The 15,288-nt window shown below is 59.5% G+C and carries 12 protein-coding genes; 10 read left to right on the top strand and 2 right to left on the bottom strand.

What is annotated here, in order from left to right; all coding sequences use genetic code 11:
- Nucleotides 1-58: 58 nt before the first annotated feature.
- Entirely contained in the window at nucleotides 59-1,162 is a 1,104-nt protein-coding gene (locus RYC18_RS14590; protein WP_002555597.1) for a GlxA family transcriptional regulator, read from the bottom strand.
- Nucleotides 1,163-1,942: 780 nt separating this feature from the next.
- Between RYC18_RS14590 and RYC18_RS14585 the strand changes: the two genes are divergently transcribed.
- The 10 genes from RYC18_RS14585 (at nucleotide 1,943) to fdhA (ending at nucleotide 14,131) form a co-directional block, all read left to right on the top strand.
- On the top strand, nucleotides 1,943-2,890 hold the full coding sequence (locus tag RYC18_RS14585) for a choline ABC transporter substrate-binding protein (protein WP_002555598.1): 948 nt from the start codon (nucleotides 1,943-1,945) through the stop codon (nucleotides 2,888-2,890).
- A gap of 64 nt (nucleotides 2,891-2,954) precedes the next feature.
- A complete protein-coding gene (gene choW / locus RYC18_RS14580) occupies nucleotides 2,955-3,803 on the top strand; it encodes a choline ABC transporter permease subunit (RefSeq protein ID WP_316886438.1) in 849 nt (282 codons plus the stop codon).
- On the top strand, nucleotides 3,800-4,978 hold the full coding sequence (gene choV / locus RYC18_RS14575) for a choline ABC transporter ATP-binding protein (protein WP_002555600.1): 1,179 nt from the start codon (nucleotides 3,800-3,802) through the stop codon (nucleotides 4,976-4,978). Before choW ends, choV begins: the two co-directional genes overlap by 4 nt.
- Nucleotides 4,979-5,247: 269 nt before the next feature.
- Nucleotides 5,248-6,501, top strand: a complete 1,254-nt coding sequence (gene glyA / locus RYC18_RS14570; RefSeq protein ID WP_004655925.1) for a serine hydroxymethyltransferase — start codon at nucleotides 5,248-5,250, stop codon at nucleotides 6,499-6,501.
- A gap of 17 nt (nucleotides 6,502-6,518) precedes the next feature.
- Nucleotides 6,519-7,769, top strand: a complete 1,251-nt coding sequence (locus tag RYC18_RS14565; protein ID WP_002555602.1) for a sarcosine oxidase subunit beta family protein — start codon at nucleotides 6,519-6,521, stop codon at nucleotides 7,767-7,769.
- A gap of 15 nt (nucleotides 7,770-7,784) precedes the next feature.
- Nucleotides 7,785-8,081, top strand: a complete 297-nt coding sequence (locus tag RYC18_RS14560) for a sarcosine oxidase subunit delta (protein ID WP_002555603.1) — start codon at nucleotides 7,785-7,787, stop codon at nucleotides 8,079-8,081.
- The gene (locus RYC18_RS14555; RefSeq protein WP_004663381.1) at nucleotides 8,078-11,098 is read left to right on the top strand and encodes a sarcosine oxidase subunit alpha; all 3,021 of its coding nucleotides are present in this window, start codon (nucleotides 8,078-8,080) and stop codon (nucleotides 11,096-11,098) included. Before RYC18_RS14560 ends, RYC18_RS14555 begins: the two co-directional genes overlap by 4 nt.
- Before the next feature lie 51 nt (nucleotides 11,099-11,149).
- Nucleotides 11,150-11,782 carry a sarcosine oxidase subunit gamma gene (locus tag RYC18_RS14550; RefSeq protein ID WP_004655930.1) on the top strand — a complete coding sequence of 211 codons (633 nt, stop codon included), beginning with the start codon at nucleotides 11,150-11,152 and terminating at the stop codon, nucleotides 11,780-11,782.
- Between the two features lie 245 nt (nucleotides 11,783-12,027).
- A complete protein-coding gene (purU, locus tag RYC18_RS14545; protein WP_004655932.1) occupies nucleotides 12,028-12,885 on the top strand; it encodes a formyltetrahydrofolate deformylase in 858 nt (285 codons plus the stop codon).
- A 49-nt stretch (nucleotides 12,886-12,934) separates the two neighbouring features.
- Nucleotides 12,935-14,131: a formaldehyde dehydrogenase, glutathione-independent gene (gene fdhA, locus RYC18_RS14540; protein WP_005781155.1), complete on the top strand. Its 1,197-nt coding sequence runs from the start codon at nucleotides 12,935-12,937 to the stop codon at nucleotides 14,129-14,131.
- Nucleotides 14,132-14,187: 56 nt separating this feature from the next.
- Here the strand turns inward: fdhA and RYC18_RS14535 are convergent, their stop codons facing one another.
- On the bottom strand, nucleotides 14,188-15,210 hold the full coding sequence (locus tag RYC18_RS14535) for an RHS repeat-associated core domain-containing protein (RefSeq protein WP_005781157.1): 1,023 nt from the start codon (nucleotides 15,208-15,210) through the stop codon (nucleotides 14,188-14,190).
- Nucleotides 15,211-15,288: the final 78 nt, after the last annotated feature.

The raw sequence follows: 15,288 nt of genomic DNA, 5'->3' as shown, positions 1-15,288 counted from the left end.
GACGCTCCGCGTCGCATGCCTTTCCGGACGCTCCGCGTCCTCTTGTGGCGTAGGGCGACTAAAGCCTCACACTCGCAAACGTCGATTCATTACGCGCCTGACTCAACGCCGACATCGGTCCGGACAATGGGGCGAGCACCATTGCCTGCGGGATCGGCATCATGGCGACCTGTTGCGCGGTGTTGGAACCCACGCGCTCGTCACGCGGCGGAATGCCGAAGTATTCGCGGTAGCATTTGGAGAAGTGTGGCGTCGATACGAAGCCGCACACCGACGCCACTTCGATGATCGACATCGGTGTCTGCTTGAGCAGTTGCCGAGCGCGGATCAGGCGCAGTTTCAGGTAGTAGCGCGACGGCGAGCAGTGCAGGTATTTCTGGAACAGTCGCTCTAGCTGCCTGCGCGACACGGCGACGTACACCGCCAGCTCGTCAAGGTCGATCGGCTCTTCAAGATTGGCCTCCATCAACGCCACAATTTCCTGCAGCTTTGGCTGATTGGTACCCAGCATGTGCTTGAGCGGCACGCGCTGATGATCCTGTTCGTTGCGAATGCGTTCGTAGACGAACATCTCGGAAATCGCGGCCGACAACTCACGACCATGATCGCGGCTGATCAGGTGCAGCATCATGTCCAATGGCGCCGTGCCACCCGAGCTGGTGAAGCGGTTACGGTCCAGGGTGAACAGCCGGGTGCTCATCGACACGCGTGGAAAGGCTTCCTGCATTGAAGCCAGACACTCCCAATGCACACTGCAATCGAAGCCATCCAGCAAGCCGGCACACGCCAGCGCCCAACTGCCGGTGCACACCGCGCCGAGGCGACGTGACTGACGTGCCTGGCTCTGCAGCCAGCTCACGTGTTCACGCGTCACGGTGCGCTGAATGCCGACACCACCACAGACGATGACGGTATCGAGTGCCGGAGCCTTGTGCATGGCGGCATCCGGTGTGATCTGCAAACCGTCACTGGCCCACACCTGACCGCCGTCCACGCTCAGCGTGGTCCAGCGATACAACTCGCGGCCCGACAGCTGGTTAGCCATGCGAAGAGGTTCTACCGCCGATGCGAGGGAGATCAGGGTGAAGTTATCCAGCAGCAGAAAGCCGATGGATTGTGGCGCGCGGTTCTGAGGTTGGGCCCCTTGATTGAACGATGTCATCACACTATCTCCTCACATATGGCATTGGTTGGCCCCAGGACAGGCTCTTCTTATAGCCCTCTTCATTGATGGGCTTTGTGATGACATCGCAAATCCCATGCCGGAAATTGATCAGCCATTCAACAACACCTGAAAACGACGTCGCGAAGTGTCTATCCAGCAGCGACCCGAGTGTCTGTTTGCGACGCCAAGGCGCGCTGGCCGCACTCTTGATGAGCAATTCGGTAGCACACGGGGAAACGTCATGGGGCTAGACGTGCCCCAAGTGCTACTCAAGGCACGCCCTGAAAAATCAGGTCGTCAGAGGGTTTTCGCGCTAAAAGGTGGCGGCCATCGAGGCGTGTGATCAAAAACCGCGCAGCCGCTAAAAAGTGCGGACAGACCTGACGACACGACCGCACGGGCTGACCCGATAATGAACTTGTCGGCGTTACCCCCCTCCAAAAGACCGCGTTCGCGCAGGCACCGACCTGCCAACCGACCGCTGCCGACCTGCGCAGCGACTGTGTAACGTACTGGCCGTTTTTCAGCAGTCCCAACACTGCAACCGGGCGTGTGTACGATGCAACGAATCTGTAAGCGACCTTGCGCGCACTGGATACGACGCCTCCTGCACTGGATACGACGCCCCCTGTAGGCGTTTGATTTTCCCTGTTACATGATCGGTTCCGACTCGATCGCCCGGCGCAGTGATGGAGCTTCGCGAAAAGCCTCGCCAACCCATAAGCCGCGTCAGCGTTCACCTGCTGATGACTAGAAGAAACTCACAGGAGTCCACCCATGAAAGGTTCCAAATCGTTGCTGTTGGCCGCTACGCTCTGTATGCCGGTGCTTGCTCAGGCAGCCGAGCCAGAGGCCTGTCATACGGTCAACTTCTCCGACGTAGGCTGGACCGATATCACCGTTACCACTGCGGTCACCAGCGCCGTACTCGAGTCCTTGGGTTACACGACCAAGACCACCATGATTTCCGTACCGGTGACCTACAAGTCGCTGGCCGACGGCAAGAACATGGACGTGTTCCTCGGCAACTGGATGCCGACCATGGAAAACGACATCAAGCCGTATCGCGAAGCCGGGACTGTCGAAACCGTGCGTGCCAACCTGGAGAACGCCAAGTACACCCTGGCAGTGCCTCAGGCGCTCTACGACAAAGGCCTGCATGACTTCGCCGACATCGCCAAATTCAAGAAGGAACTGGGCGGCAAGATCTACGGGATCGAGCCCGGCAATGATGGCAATCGCCTGATCCAGAGCATGATCGACAAGAACGCCTTCGGCCTCAAGGACGCAGGTTTCAAGGTTGTAGAGTCCAGCGAAGCCGCAATGCTTTCGCAGGTTGACCGCGCCGTGAAACGCAAAAACGACGTCGTGTTCCTCGGCTGGGAACCGCATCCGATGAACACGCGTTTCAAGATGAAATATCTGACTGGCGGTGATGACTTCTTCGGCCCCAACTATGGCCAGGCGACCATCTACACCAACACCCGCAAAGGCTACAGTCAGGAATGCAGCAACGTAGGTCAGTTGCTCAAGAACCTGTCCTTCACACTGGACATGGAAAGCACCCTGATGGGCAACGTCCTGGACGACAAAATGAAGCCTGATGCCGCCGCCAAGGCGTGGATCAAGAAAAACCCGCAAGTACTCGACACCTGGCTCGCCGGCGTGACCACCGTCGATGGCAAGCCAGGCCTGGAGGCAGCCAAAGCCAAGTTGACCCAGTAAGCCGACAGCAGGCGGGGCTGACCCGCCTGCTGCCCTCTTCACCTTCCGCAAGCGGACACCCGAAATCATGCTGACTGACCATAAAACCCCTCTGGGCGAGTACATCGCCGCATTTGTCGATTGGTTGACGGCCAACGGCGCCGACTACTTCGACGCGATTGCCTCGACACTGGAAATGATGATCCACGGGTTCACTTTCGCGCTGACCTGGTTCAATCCATTCGTACTGATCGGCCTTATCGCCGCCCTCGCGCATTTCATCCAGCGCAAGTGGGGCCTGACGGTTTTCGTCATCCTTTCGTTTCTGCTGATCCTCAACCTGCATTACTGGCAGGAAACCATGGAAACCCTGGCGCAGGTGCTCTTCGCCACGCTGGTGTGTGTCGTCATCGGCGTGCCGCTGGGCATCATTGCCGCGCACAAGCCGCTGTTCTACACCATCATCCGGCCATTGCTCGATCTGATGCAGACTGTTCCCACGTTCGTCTATCTGATCCCGACACTCACGCTATTCGGTCTGGGCGTAGTGCCCGGCCTGATCTCGACCGTGGTCTTCGCCATTGCTGCACCGATTCGCCTGACGTATCTGGGCATCCGCGATGTACCCCAGGAATTGCTGGACGCCGGCAAGGCCTTCGGCTCGTCGCGCCGCCAGTTGCTGACCCGTATCGAACTGCCCTACGCCATGCCCAGCATCGCTGCCGGGATCACCCAGTGCATCATGCTGTCGTTGTCGATGGTGGTGATTGCCGCGCTGGTCGGTGCCGATGGTCTGGGCAAACCCGTGGTCAACGCACTGAACACAGCCGATATCGCGCTCGGCTTCGAAGCCGGTCTGGCAATCGTATTGCTGGCCATCATGCTCGACCGTATCTGCAAACAACCCGAAGCCAAGGTAGGGTCCGACGCATGAGTATCATCAAATTCGACAAGGTAGACGTCATCTTCTCCAAGGACCCGCGTGAAGCCCTCAAGCTGCTGGACGAAGGCCTCACGCGTGACCAGATTCTGAAGAAAACCGGGCAGATCGTCGGCGTCGAGAACGCCAGTCTGGACATCGAGAAAGGCGAAATCTGCGTGTTGATGGGCTTGTCCGGCTCGGGTAAATCCAGCCTGTTGCGCTGCATCAACGGCCTCAATACCGTCAGCCGTGGCTCGTTGTTCGTCGAGCATGAAGGCTCGCAGATCAACATCGCCAACTGCAGCGCGGCCGAACTGAAAATGATGCGCACCAAACGCATTGCGATGGTCTTCCAGAAGTTCGCCCTGATGCCCTGGCTGACAGTACGCGAGAACATCAGCTTCGGCCTGGAAATGCAGGGTCGCCCGGAAAAGGAACGACGCAAGCTGGTCGATGAAAAGCTCGAGCTGGTGGGCCTGACACAGTGGCGCAACAAGAAACCGGACGAGCTGTCCGGCGGCATGCAGCAGCGAGTCGGGCTGGCCCGCGCACTGGCAATGGATGCCGACATTCTGCTGATGGACGAACCGTTCTCGGCGCTTGACCCGCTCATCCGCCAAGGCTTGCAGGACGAACTGCTGGCCCTGCAAAGCAAGCTGAGCAAGACCATCGTCTTCGTCAGCCACGACCTGGATGAAGCCCTGAAGCTCGGCAGCCGGATCGCCATCATGAAAGATGGCCGCATCGTGCAATACAGCGTGCCAGAGCAGATCGTGCTCAATCCGGCAGACGAATACGTGCGCACCTTCGTTGCACACACCAACCCACTGAACGTGCTGTGTGGTCGCAGCCTGATGCGCACGGTCGATGAGTGCACGCACGTCAACGATTCGGTGTGCCTGGACCCGAGCGGCGACTCATGGCTCGACCTGGCCGAAGGCAATGTGATCAAGGGCGCACGGCAAGGTGCTACGCCCCTCGATCTGCAGAACTGGACCCCCGGCCAGGACGTCGGCACGCTCGACCGTCGCCCTACCCTGGTGCACTCCAACATCGGCATGCGCGACGCATTGCAGATCCGCTACCAGACCGGCAACAAGCTGGTCCTGCAGGACGGCAACAAAGTGGTCGGCATTCTCGGGGATACCGAGCTGTATCACGCACTGCTGGGCAAAAACCACGGCTAAGGCCTGAAAATTAAAGTCTGAAACCGACAAGCCCGCTTCCCTGTGCTGGAATCACTCCAGCCGGGAGCGGGCTTTTTCGTTTGCGGCCTCGTCACCGCGCAACGCCTCTTCTGCTATTTCCGTTCCCTTGGCCCCCATGTCGTAAACGCACCTTTGTGTGGCGTCCATAGGCATTTGGCGACTTCGGTCCGGCCCTACCATCGCTCTCAGAGGGCTCTGTTCGGCCCTAACGACAAGTCAGGCGCCGCGCCGCCGCTGGGAGATCCGCGATGTTCAGCAAGCAAGACCAGATCCAGGGTTATGACGACGCACTGTTGTCGGCAATGAACGCCGAGGAGCAGCGTCAGGAAGACCATATCGAGCTGATCGCCTCGGAGAACTACACCAGCAAACGCGTGATGCAGGCGCAGGGCAGCGGCCTGACCAACAAGTACGCAGAGGGCTACCCTGGCAAGCGTTACTACGGCGGCTGCGAGCACGTCGACAAGGTCGAGCAACTGGCCATCGAGCGCGCCAAACAGCTGTTTGGGGCCGATTACGCCAACGTCCAGCCACACTCCGGCAGCCAGGCCAACGCAGCGGTCTATCTGGCGTTGCTGCAAGCAGGCGACACTGTATTGGGCATGAGCCTGGCGCACGGCGGTCATCTGACCCACGGTGCCAAGGTCAGCTTCTCGGGCAAACTCTACAACGCCGTGCAGTACGGCATCGACACCACCACCGGGCTGATCGATTACGACGAAGTCGAACGCATCGCCGTCGAATGCCAGCCGAAAATGATCATTGCCGGTTTCTCGGCCTATTCGAAGACGCTGGATTTTCCGCGCTTCCGTGAAATCGCCGACAAGGTAGGTGCCTACCTGTTCGTCGACATGGCACACGTTGCAGGTCTGGTGGCTGCCGGTCTCTATCCGAACCCGCTGCCGTATGCCGATGTGGTCACCACCACCACGCACAAGACACTGCGTGGCCCACGCGGCGGCCTGATTCTCGCCAAGGCCAACGAAGAGCTGGAGAAGAAATTCAATTCCGCCGTCTTCCCCGGCGGTCAGGGCGGCCCGCTGATGCACGTTATCGCCGCCAAGGCCGTGTGCTTCAAGGAAGCGATGGAGCCAGGTTTCAAGGCTTATCAACAACAGGTCATCGATAACGCACAAGCGATGGCGCAGGTATTCATCGATCGGGGCTTCGACGTGGTCTCCGGCGGCACCGACAACCATCTGTTTCTGGTCAGCCTGATCCGTCAGGGCCTGACCGGCAAGGACGCCGACGCGGCACTGGGGCGTGCGCACATTACCGTCAACAAGAACTCGGTGCCCAACGACCCGCAGTCGCCGTTCGTGACCTCCGGTCTGCGCATCGGCACACCGGCCGTCACCACCCGCGGCTTCAAGGTGACCCAATGCGTCGAGCTGGCGGGCTGGATCTGCGACATTCTCGATAACCTCGGTGATGCCGATGTCGAGGCCAACGTCGCCAGCCAGGTAGCAGCCCTGTGCGCCGATTTCCCGGTTTATCGCTGAGTCAGGAGTAGCCTCACATGCAGCATTACTCAGGCTTCGGCCTTCTCAAGCATTCCCTCAGCCATCACGAAAACTGGCAGCGCATGTGGCGCACGCCGACCCCGAAAAAGGTCTACGACGTGGTCATCGTCGGCGGTGGCGGGCACGGTCTGGCGACTGCCTACTATCTGGCCAAGGAGCACGGCATCACCAATGTGGCCGTGGTCGAGAAAGGCTGGCTGGGCGGCGGCAACACCGCGCGTAACACCACCATCGTACGCTCCAACTACCTGTGGGACGAGTCGGCCCACCTTTATGAGCACGCGATGAAACTGTGGGAAGGCCTGTCCCAAGACCTGAACTACAACGTCATGTTTTCCCAGCGCGGCGTCTACAACCTGTGCCACACCTTGCAGGACATGCGCGACTCCGAGCGGCGTGTCAGCGCCAACCGCCTGAACGGTGTAGATGGCGAACTGCTCAACGGCAAGCAGGTCGCTGAGGAAATCCCATACCTGGACTGCTCGAAAAACACCCGCTACCCGATCATCGGCGCAACCGTTCAGCGCCGTGGCGGCGTAGCTCGTCACGACGCAGTGGCCTGGGGCTTTGCCCGTGCCGCCGACGCCTTGGGCGTGGACCTTATCCAGCAGACCGAAGTCATCGGCTTTCGCAAGGAAAACGGCGTGTGCATCGGCGTCGAAACCAACAAGGGTTTCATCGGTGCCAAACGTGTCGGCGTGGTAACCGCCGGTAACTCCGGGCACATGGCCAAACTGGCGGGCTTTCGTCTGCCGATCGAATCACATCCGTTGCAGGCACTGGTCTCCGAGCCGATCAAGCCGATTATCGACAGTGTCATCATGTCCAACGCCGTGCACGGCTACATCAGCCAGTCCGACAAGGGCGACCTGGTGATCGGTGCCGGTATCGACAGCTGGGTCGGTTACGGCCAGCGTGGCTCATACCCGGTGATCGAACACACTATTCAGGCCATCGTTGAGATGTTTCCAGTGCTGTCGCGTGTGCGCATGAACCGCCAGTGGGGCGGCATCGTCGACACCACGCCGGACGCCTGCCCGATCATTTCCAAGACGCCGGTGCCGAACATGTTCTTCAACTGCGGCTGGGGCACAGGCGGCTTCAAGGCCACGCCGGGCTCGGGCAACGTGTTTGCCGCCAGTCTGGCCAAAGGCGAGATGCACCCGCTGGCCAAACCGTTCTCCATCGACCGTTTCCACAACGGCGCGCTCATCGACGAACACGGCGCTGCAGCCGTAGCCCACTAACAGGAGAACCCGACCATGCTGCATATCTTCTGTCCTCACTGTGGCGAACTGCGCTCCGAAGAGGAATTCCACCCGTCCGGCCAGGCGCATATTCCACGCCCGCTGGACCCAGGTGCCTGCACCGATGAGCAATGGGGCGACTACATGTTCTTTCGCGATAACCCGCGCGGCCTGCACCACGAGCTGTGGATACACGCTGCCGGTTGCCGCCAGTACTTCAACATGACGCGCAATACCGTGACCTACGAGATTCTCGAAACCTATCCGATTGGTACGAAGCCGCAGTTCACGGATCAGGGAGACAAGGTATGAGCCAGACCCAGCGCCTGCCCAACGGCGGCCGTATCAATCGCAGCAAGGTGCTCAACTTCACCTTCAACGGCCAGACCTATCAGGGCTTTGAAGGCGACTCGCTGGCCTCTGCCCTGCTGGCCAATGGCGTCGATATCATCGGCCGCAGTTTCAAATACTCCCGCCCGCGCGGCATCTTCGCAGCGGGTTCGGAAGAGCCAAACGCCGTGTTGCAGATCGGCGCGACCGAAGCGACGCAAATCCCCAACGTGCGCGCCACGCAACAAGCGCTCTATGCAGGACTGGTCGCCACCAGCACCAACGGCTGGCCAAGCGTGAACACCGACGTCATGGGCATTTTGGGCAAGGTCGGCGGCAAGCTGATGCCACCGGGCTTCTACTACAAAACCTTCATGTACCCGCAATCGTTCTGGATGACTTACGAAAAGTACATCCGCAAGGCTGCGGGCCTGGGGCGCTCGCCGACCGAGAACGATCCGGACAGCTACGACGCGATGAACCAGCACTGTGACGTGCTGATCGTCGGCGCAGGCCCAGCCGGTCTGGCCGCCGCGCTGGCTGCGGGCCGCAGTGGTGCCCGAGTGATCGTTGCGGATGAACAGGAAGAGTTCGGCGGCAGTCTGCTCGACAGCCGTGAAAGTCTCGATGGCAAACCCGCTGCCGAATGGGTGGCTACGGTGGTCGCCGAGCTGAAAAGCCTGCGCAACGTGACACTGCTGCCGCGCGCCACGGTCAACGGCTACCACGATCACAATTTCCTGACCATTCACGAACGTCTGACCGATCACCTCGGTGATCGCGCGCCCATCGGCATGGTTCGCCAACGTATGCACCGGGTACGCGCTAAGCGTGTGGTGCTGGCTGCCGGTACTCACGAGCGCCCGCTGGTTTACGGCAACAACGATGTGCCGGGCAACATGCTGGCCGGCGCCGTTTCGACCTATGTCCGGCGTTACGGCGTAGCACCGGGTAAAAAACTGGTGCTGTCCACCAACAACGACCATGCCTACCGCGTTGCGCTGGACTGGCTCGACGCCAGCCTGCAAGTGGTTGCGATTGCCGATGCTCGGCATAACCCGCGCGGCCCGCTGGTTGAGGAAGCCCGCGCCAAAGGCATTCGCATTCTGACCGGCAGCGCAGTGATTGAAGCGCGTGGCAGCAAACGCGTGACAGCTGCCCGCGTCGCCGCAATCGACGTCAAGGCGCACACCGTCACCAGCCCCGGCGAATGGCTTGAGTGCGATCTGGTGGCCAGCTCCGGCGGCTACAGCCCGATTGTGCACTTGGCCTCGCACTTGGGTGGCAAGCCGGTATGGCGTGAGGACATCCTCGGGTTTGTACCGGGCGAAGCACCGCAGAAACGTATCTGCGTAGGCGGCGTCAACGGCGTCTACAGTCTGGCAGACAGCCTGGCCGATGGTTTTGAAGGTGGCGTGCGCGCGGCCAGCGAAGCAGGCTTCAAGGTGGTCGAAGGCGTGATGCCCAAAGCCCTCAGTCGCGCTGAAGAACCGACACTGGCGCTGTTTCAGGTGCCGCACGAGAAAGGCACCGCTCGGGCCCCCAAGCAATTCGTCGACCTGCAGAACGACGTGACCGCTGCCGCCATCGAGCTGGCGACCCGTGAAGGTTTCGAGTCGGTCGAGCACGTAAAACGCTACACCGCGCTGGGTTTCGGTACTGATCAGGGCAAGCTGGGCAACGTCAACGGTCTGGCCATCGCCGCCCGTTCACTGAACGTGTCGATCCCGGAAATGGGCACCACCATGTTCCGTCCCAACTACACGCCGGTCACGTTCGGCGCGATAGCCGGGCGTCATTGCAAGCACATCTTCGAACCGGTGCGTTTCACCGCACTGCACGCCTGGCATGTCAAAAACGGTGCCGAATTCGAAGACGTCGGCCAGTGGAAACGCCCGTGGTACTTCCCGAAAAACGGTGAAGACCTGCCCGCAGCCGTCGCTCGCGAATGCAAGGCTGTGCGTGACAGTGTGGGTCTGCTGGACGCTTCGACGCTGGGCAAAATCGACATTCAAGGCCCGGATGCCCGCGAATTCCTCAACCGCATCTACACCAATGCGTGGACCAAACTGGACGTGGGCAAGGCTCGCTACGGCCTGATGTGCAAGGAAGACGGCATGGTCTTCGATGATGGCGTGACTGCCTGCCTCGCCGACAACCACTTCCTGATGACTACCACCACAGGCGGCGCTGCACGCGTCCTGCAATGGCTGGAAATCTATCAGCAGACCGAATGGCCGGACCTGAAAGTGTATTTCACCTCAGTGACCGATCACTGGGCGACGCTGACGCTGTCCGGCCCCAACAGCCGCAAGCTGCTCAGCGAAGTCACTGATATCGATCTGGGCCGTGAAGCCTTCCCGTTCATGACCTGGAAGGAAGGTCTGGTCGCCGGTGTGCCAGCTCGCGTATTCCGTATCTCGTTTACCGGTGAGCTGTCCTACGAGGTCAACATTCAGGCTGACTACGCCATGGGCGTTCTGGAAAAGATCGCCGAGGCAGGCAAACAGTACAACCTGACGCCTTACGGCACCGAGACCATGCACGTACTGCGCGCCGAAAAGGGCTTCATCATCGTTGGCCAGGACACCGATGGTTCGATGACTCCGGACGACCTGAACATGGGCTGGTGTGTCGGCCGGACCAAGCCATTCTCCTGGATCGGCTGGCGCGGCATGAATCGCGAAGACTGTGTACGAGAACAGCGCAAGCAACTGGTCGGCCTCAAGCCTGTCGACCCGACCAAATGGCTACCAGAGGGCGCGCAACTGGTGTTCGATACCAAACAGACGATCCCGATGAGCATGGTTGGCCATGTGACTTCCAGCTATGCACACAACTCGCTGGGCTATTCGTTTGCGATGGGCGTGGTCAAAGGCGGCCTGGCGCGCATGGGAGAGCGGGTGTTCGCGCCTCTGGCAGACGGCAGCGTGATCGAAGCCGAGATCGTTTCCTCGGTGTTCTTCGATCCAAAGGGTGAGCGCCAGAATGTCGAGTAACACGCGGAGCGCCGATCATCAGCAGCACACAGAATTCAAGGCAGGTGATTCATGACCACAGCGAACGTTTACCAGCAGCGCCCGACCACCGATGTCAAAGCTGAGTCGCCGCTGTTCCACGCAAACCTCGACAGCCTGATCGGCAAGGGGCGCGCCAGCCCCGGCGTGTTCCTGCGCGAGAAAAAGCTGCTGGGCCACCTGACGATTCGTGGCAATGCCCACGATCCGGCCTTCGCCGCAGGCGTACACAAGGCGCTGGGCATGGAGCTGCCCGCCGCACTGATGCTGGTCATCAGTGGCGAAAGCTCGCTGCAATGGCTTGGCCCGGATGAATGGCTGCTGATCGTGCCGAGCGGCGAAGAGTTCGCGGCAGAGCAAAAGCTGCGAGAGGCGCTGACCGGGCTGCATATCTCCATCGTCAACGTCAGTGGCGGCCAGTCGATCCTCGAACTGACCGGTCCGAAAGTGCGCCAGGTATTGATGAAGTCCACCAGCTACGACGTGCACCCGGACAACTTCCCGGTGGGCAAGGCCGTCGGCACGGTGTTCGCCAAATCACAACTGGTGATCCGCCGTACCGGTGAAGAAACCTGGGAGCTGCTGGTCCGCCGCAGCTTCTCGGATTACTGGTGGCTGTGGTTGCAGGATGCGAGTGCCGAGTACGGGCTGAGCATTCAGGCGTGAAGAGCCTGGAACCGGGGCTGAAACCGCAGCGTCGGTCTCAATGAAGACTCCAGAGGGAGAGGCCTGTGGGAGCGGACTTGTCCGCGAAGACGGTAGTCCAGACATTTCCGGTGAATGTACCGCCCCCTTCGCGAACAAGCGAAGCGTCGCCCGGTACGCTCCCACAAGATTTGTGTATAACGCGGAGCATTGGCACAAGAGTCAGCCGTATCTGTGGATAACGAACATTCAGGAGCTTTGATTCAATGAGCCGCGCGCCCGATACGTGGATTTTGACCGCCGACTGCCCCAGTGTACTGGGCACGGTAGATGCGGTGACCCGCTTCCTGTTCGAGCAGGGCTGCTACGTCACTGAGCACCACTCCTTCGATGATCGCCTGTCAGGGCGTTTCTTCATACGCGTGGAATTTCGTCAGCCCCAGGCTTTCGACGAACAGGCTTTCCGGGCCGGGCTGAGCGAACGAGGCGAAGCCTTCGGCATGATCTTCGAACTCACAGCACCCAACTACCGGCCAAAAGTGGTGATCATGGTTTCAAAAGCCGATCACTGCCTGAACGATCTGCTCTATCGCCAGCGTATCAATCAACTGTCCATGGACGTGGTCGCGGTGGTGTCCAATCACCCGGATCTTGAGCCATTGGCTGGCTGGCACGGTATTCCGTACTACCATTTCCCTCTGGACCCGAACGACAAGCCTGCGCAGGAAGCGAAGGTCTGGCAGGTGATCGAAGAATCCGGCGCAGAGCTGGTGATTCTCGCCCGCTACATGCAGGTCCTTTCACCCGATTTGTGCCGCAAGCTGGACGGCAAGGCGATCAACATCCACCACTCGCTGCTGCCCGGTTTCAAGGGTGCCAAGCCTTACCATCAGGCTTACAACAAGGGTGTGAAACTGGTAGGTGCCACCGCGCATTACATCAACAACGATCTGGACGAAGGCCCGATCATTGCTCAAGGCGTGGAAGTGGTTGATCACAGCCACTATCCCGAAGACCTGATTGCCAAAGGTCGAGACATCGAAGGTCTGACACTGGCCCGCGCAGTGGGCTATCACATTGAACGGCGGGTGTTTCTCAACGCCAACAGGACGGTGGTTTTATAGCTGCAACTGCTTCTCTCTGCTCCACCACAATAAAAGCGAGGTGACATGTATGTCTGGTAATCGCGGTGTAGTGTATCTCGGCGCTGGCAAGGTCGAAGTGCAATCAATCCCCTTCCCGAAAATGGAAGACCCACGCGGCAAGCGCATCGAACACGGCGTGATTCTGCGCGTAGTCTCCACCAATATCTGCGGCTCGGACCAACACATGGTGCGTGGTCGCACGACGGCGCAAACCGGGTTGGTCCTGGGTCATGAAATCACCGGCGAGGTGCTGGAAGCCGGGCGAGACGTGGAACATCTGAAAGTCGGTGATCTGGTTTCTGTGCCGTTCAACGTGGCCTGCGGTCGCTGCCGCAGTTGCAAGGAACAGAACACTGGCGTCTGCCTGACGGTCAACCCGGCCCGCCCCGGCGGTGCATACGGCTACGTCGACATGGGCGACTGGGTCGGCGGTCAGGCTGAATACGTGCTGGTGCCTTACGCTGACTTCAACCTGCTCAAACTGCCAGACCGCGACGCGGCGATGGAGAAAATCCGCGACCTGACCTGCCTGTCCGACATCCTGCCCACCGGCTACCACGGTGCAGTGACCGCAGGTGTGGGGCCTGGCAGCACGGTTTATGTGGCAGGCGCTGGCCCGGTCGGCCTGGCTGCGGCGGCGTCAGCACGCTTGTTGGGCGCGGCGGTGGTAATCGTCGGCGACGTCAATCCGAAACGCCTGGTCCACGCCAAGGCCCAAGGCTTCGAAATTGCTGACCTGTCCCTGGACACGCCACTGCACGAACAGATCGCTGCCCTGCTCGGCGAGCCTGAAGTGGATTGCGCCATCGACGCCGTAGGCTTCGAAGCACGCGGTCACGGCCATGCTGGCGCTCAGGCCGAAGCACCCGCCACCGTTCTCAACTCGTTGATGGGCGTGGTACGAGTGGCAGGCAAGATCGGCATCCCCGGCCTGTACGTCACCGAAGACCCGGGAGCCGTGGACGCCGCCGCAAAAATGGGCAGCCTGAGCATTCGCTTCGGCCTGGGCTGGGCCAAATCCCACAGCTTCCACACCGGCCAGACCCCGGTCATGAAATACAACCGCCAGCTGATGCAGGCGATCATGTGGGACCGCATCAAGATCGCCGACATAGTGGGTGTCGAGGTGATCAGTCTGGATGAGGCTCCGCGGGGTTATGGCGAGTTTGATTCGGGGGTGCCGAAGAAGTTTGTGATTGATCCGCATGGGTTGTTTGGTGCCTAACTGAAAAAAACGCTTGCCCATTTCGCCTCTCAATAAAAGGCCGAGCAATCGGTCTTTTATTCCGTCCGCCTTATTCTGTTTGACGTCCTGGATATCCTTAACTTACTCTTACTATAGGGTGGCGGAAGCTGCGTCGCAAAGTCGTAACTGGGGGGTGGCGCCCCGGTTAGCGTCCTTGAAACGCTCAAAAATCTCTTTTCAAGAAGCTTATAGCTTTCGATAAACTCTATAGGCGGGGAAATACCTTGAAGCGCATATGTCCTCTTCCAAAATTCCGCTAGATTAAAATTGTATTCCAACGCGCCGTATTTTCTATACGCGTCGTCGACAACAAGATTTTGCCTCGACTTATTTATTATCTTTCCAGGATGATTTAGCTCTTGCGTAGTTAATCCCGACCTACCAGCCAATGAAGTTTCGGATAATGAACCCACGGTAGAATCAACTCCTGGACTGCGACTCGAACCCACTGAAACAAGTTCAGCAGACGATGAGCCGCCTATAGTAAGAGTTGATTTCTTTTTGGCTTTTATTATCTTTAAAGCAAGCATGAATGGATTAAACATATGCCCAGTCAAATCGATCCGATTAACCGGATCCCCCCCACAGTACCCATACGCATTCACCCCACCCTCACCAAACGGGCTCAGACTGTCCGGGCTGTTGAACCTCATCAACACCGGGTTAAACGCCCGATACCCATTCCCCAGCAAATAGTGCCCCGTCACCGGGTCAACCCGCTGGCCAGTAAAGCCCGGCAGGCTTGCGCGGCCTGAAGGATGACGATGTCCGTAAGGCGTGTAGGCAAACTCCAACCCCTGAGCGGCAATCACTGACTGCTGTTGATCCGTCGCCAACAACGTGCCGTCGCGCTGATTATTTTCTGCACTCAGGCACGCCAGCAAATGCTCATCCGTGCGCATAAGAGTGTGCTGGACCTGCCCCTGAATCTGCGTAGCCAAGAGTGTCTTCTGATAAAAAAGGCAAGTGCTGCCCTGCCCCGCGGCCGAACAATCGGCCAGGCGATCCAATGGATCGTAGCGATAAACACAGAGCACGGATTGCCCAGACGAAGCCATGGCTTCACTCCTTGAAGTCACCCATTGCAGCAAGTCTGGGCTGACTATCTGCTTGCGCCCAGCTAGCAGAACTACTAG

The organism is Pseudomonas syringae group sp. 247E2 (assembly GCF_032587795.1).
GTDB classification, from domain to species: Bacteria; Pseudomonadota; Gammaproteobacteria; order Pseudomonadales; family Pseudomonadaceae; genus Aquipseudomonas; species Aquipseudomonas amygdali.
This window is presented reverse-complemented; position numbering and strand designations above follow the sequence as displayed.

Bases quoted from the DNA above. Each gene is read 5' to 3' on its own strand.
- RYC18_RS14590 (WP_002555597.1), bottom strand. From the start codon at position 1,162: ATGACATCGTTCAATCAAGGGGCCCAACCTCAGAACCGCGCGCCACAA.
- RYC18_RS14585 (WP_002555598.1), top strand. From the start codon at position 1,943: ATGAAAGGTTCCAAATCGTTGCTGTTGGCCGCTACGCTCTGTATGCCG.
- choV (WP_002555600.1), top strand. From the start codon at position 3,800: ATGAGTATCATCAAATTCGACAAGGTAGACGTCATCTTCTCCAAGGAC.
- glyA (WP_004655925.1), top strand. From the start codon at position 5,248: ATGTTCAGCAAGCAAGACCAGATCCAGGGTTATGACGACGCACTGTTG.
- RYC18_RS14565 (WP_002555602.1), top strand. From the start codon at position 6,519: ATGCAGCATTACTCAGGCTTCGGCCTTCTCAAGCATTCCCTCAGCCAT.
- RYC18_RS14560 (WP_002555603.1), top strand. From the start codon at position 7,785: ATGCTGCATATCTTCTGTCCTCACTGTGGCGAACTGCGCTCCGAAGAG.
- RYC18_RS14555 (WP_004663381.1), top strand. From the start codon at position 8,078: ATGAGCCAGACCCAGCGCCTGCCCAACGGCGGCCGTATCAATCGCAGC.
- RYC18_RS14550 (WP_004655930.1), top strand. From the start codon at position 11,150: ATGACCACAGCGAACGTTTACCAGCAGCGCCCGACCACCGATGTCAAA.
- purU (WP_004655932.1), top strand. From the start codon at position 12,028: ATGAGCCGCGCGCCCGATACGTGGATTTTGACCGCCGACTGCCCCAGT.
- fdhA (WP_005781155.1), top strand. From the start codon at position 12,935: ATGTCTGGTAATCGCGGTGTAGTGTATCTCGGCGCTGGCAAGGTCGAA.
- RYC18_RS14535 (WP_005781157.1), bottom strand. From the start codon at position 15,210: ATGGCTTCGTCTGGGCAATCCGTGCTCTGTGTTTATCGCTACGATCCA.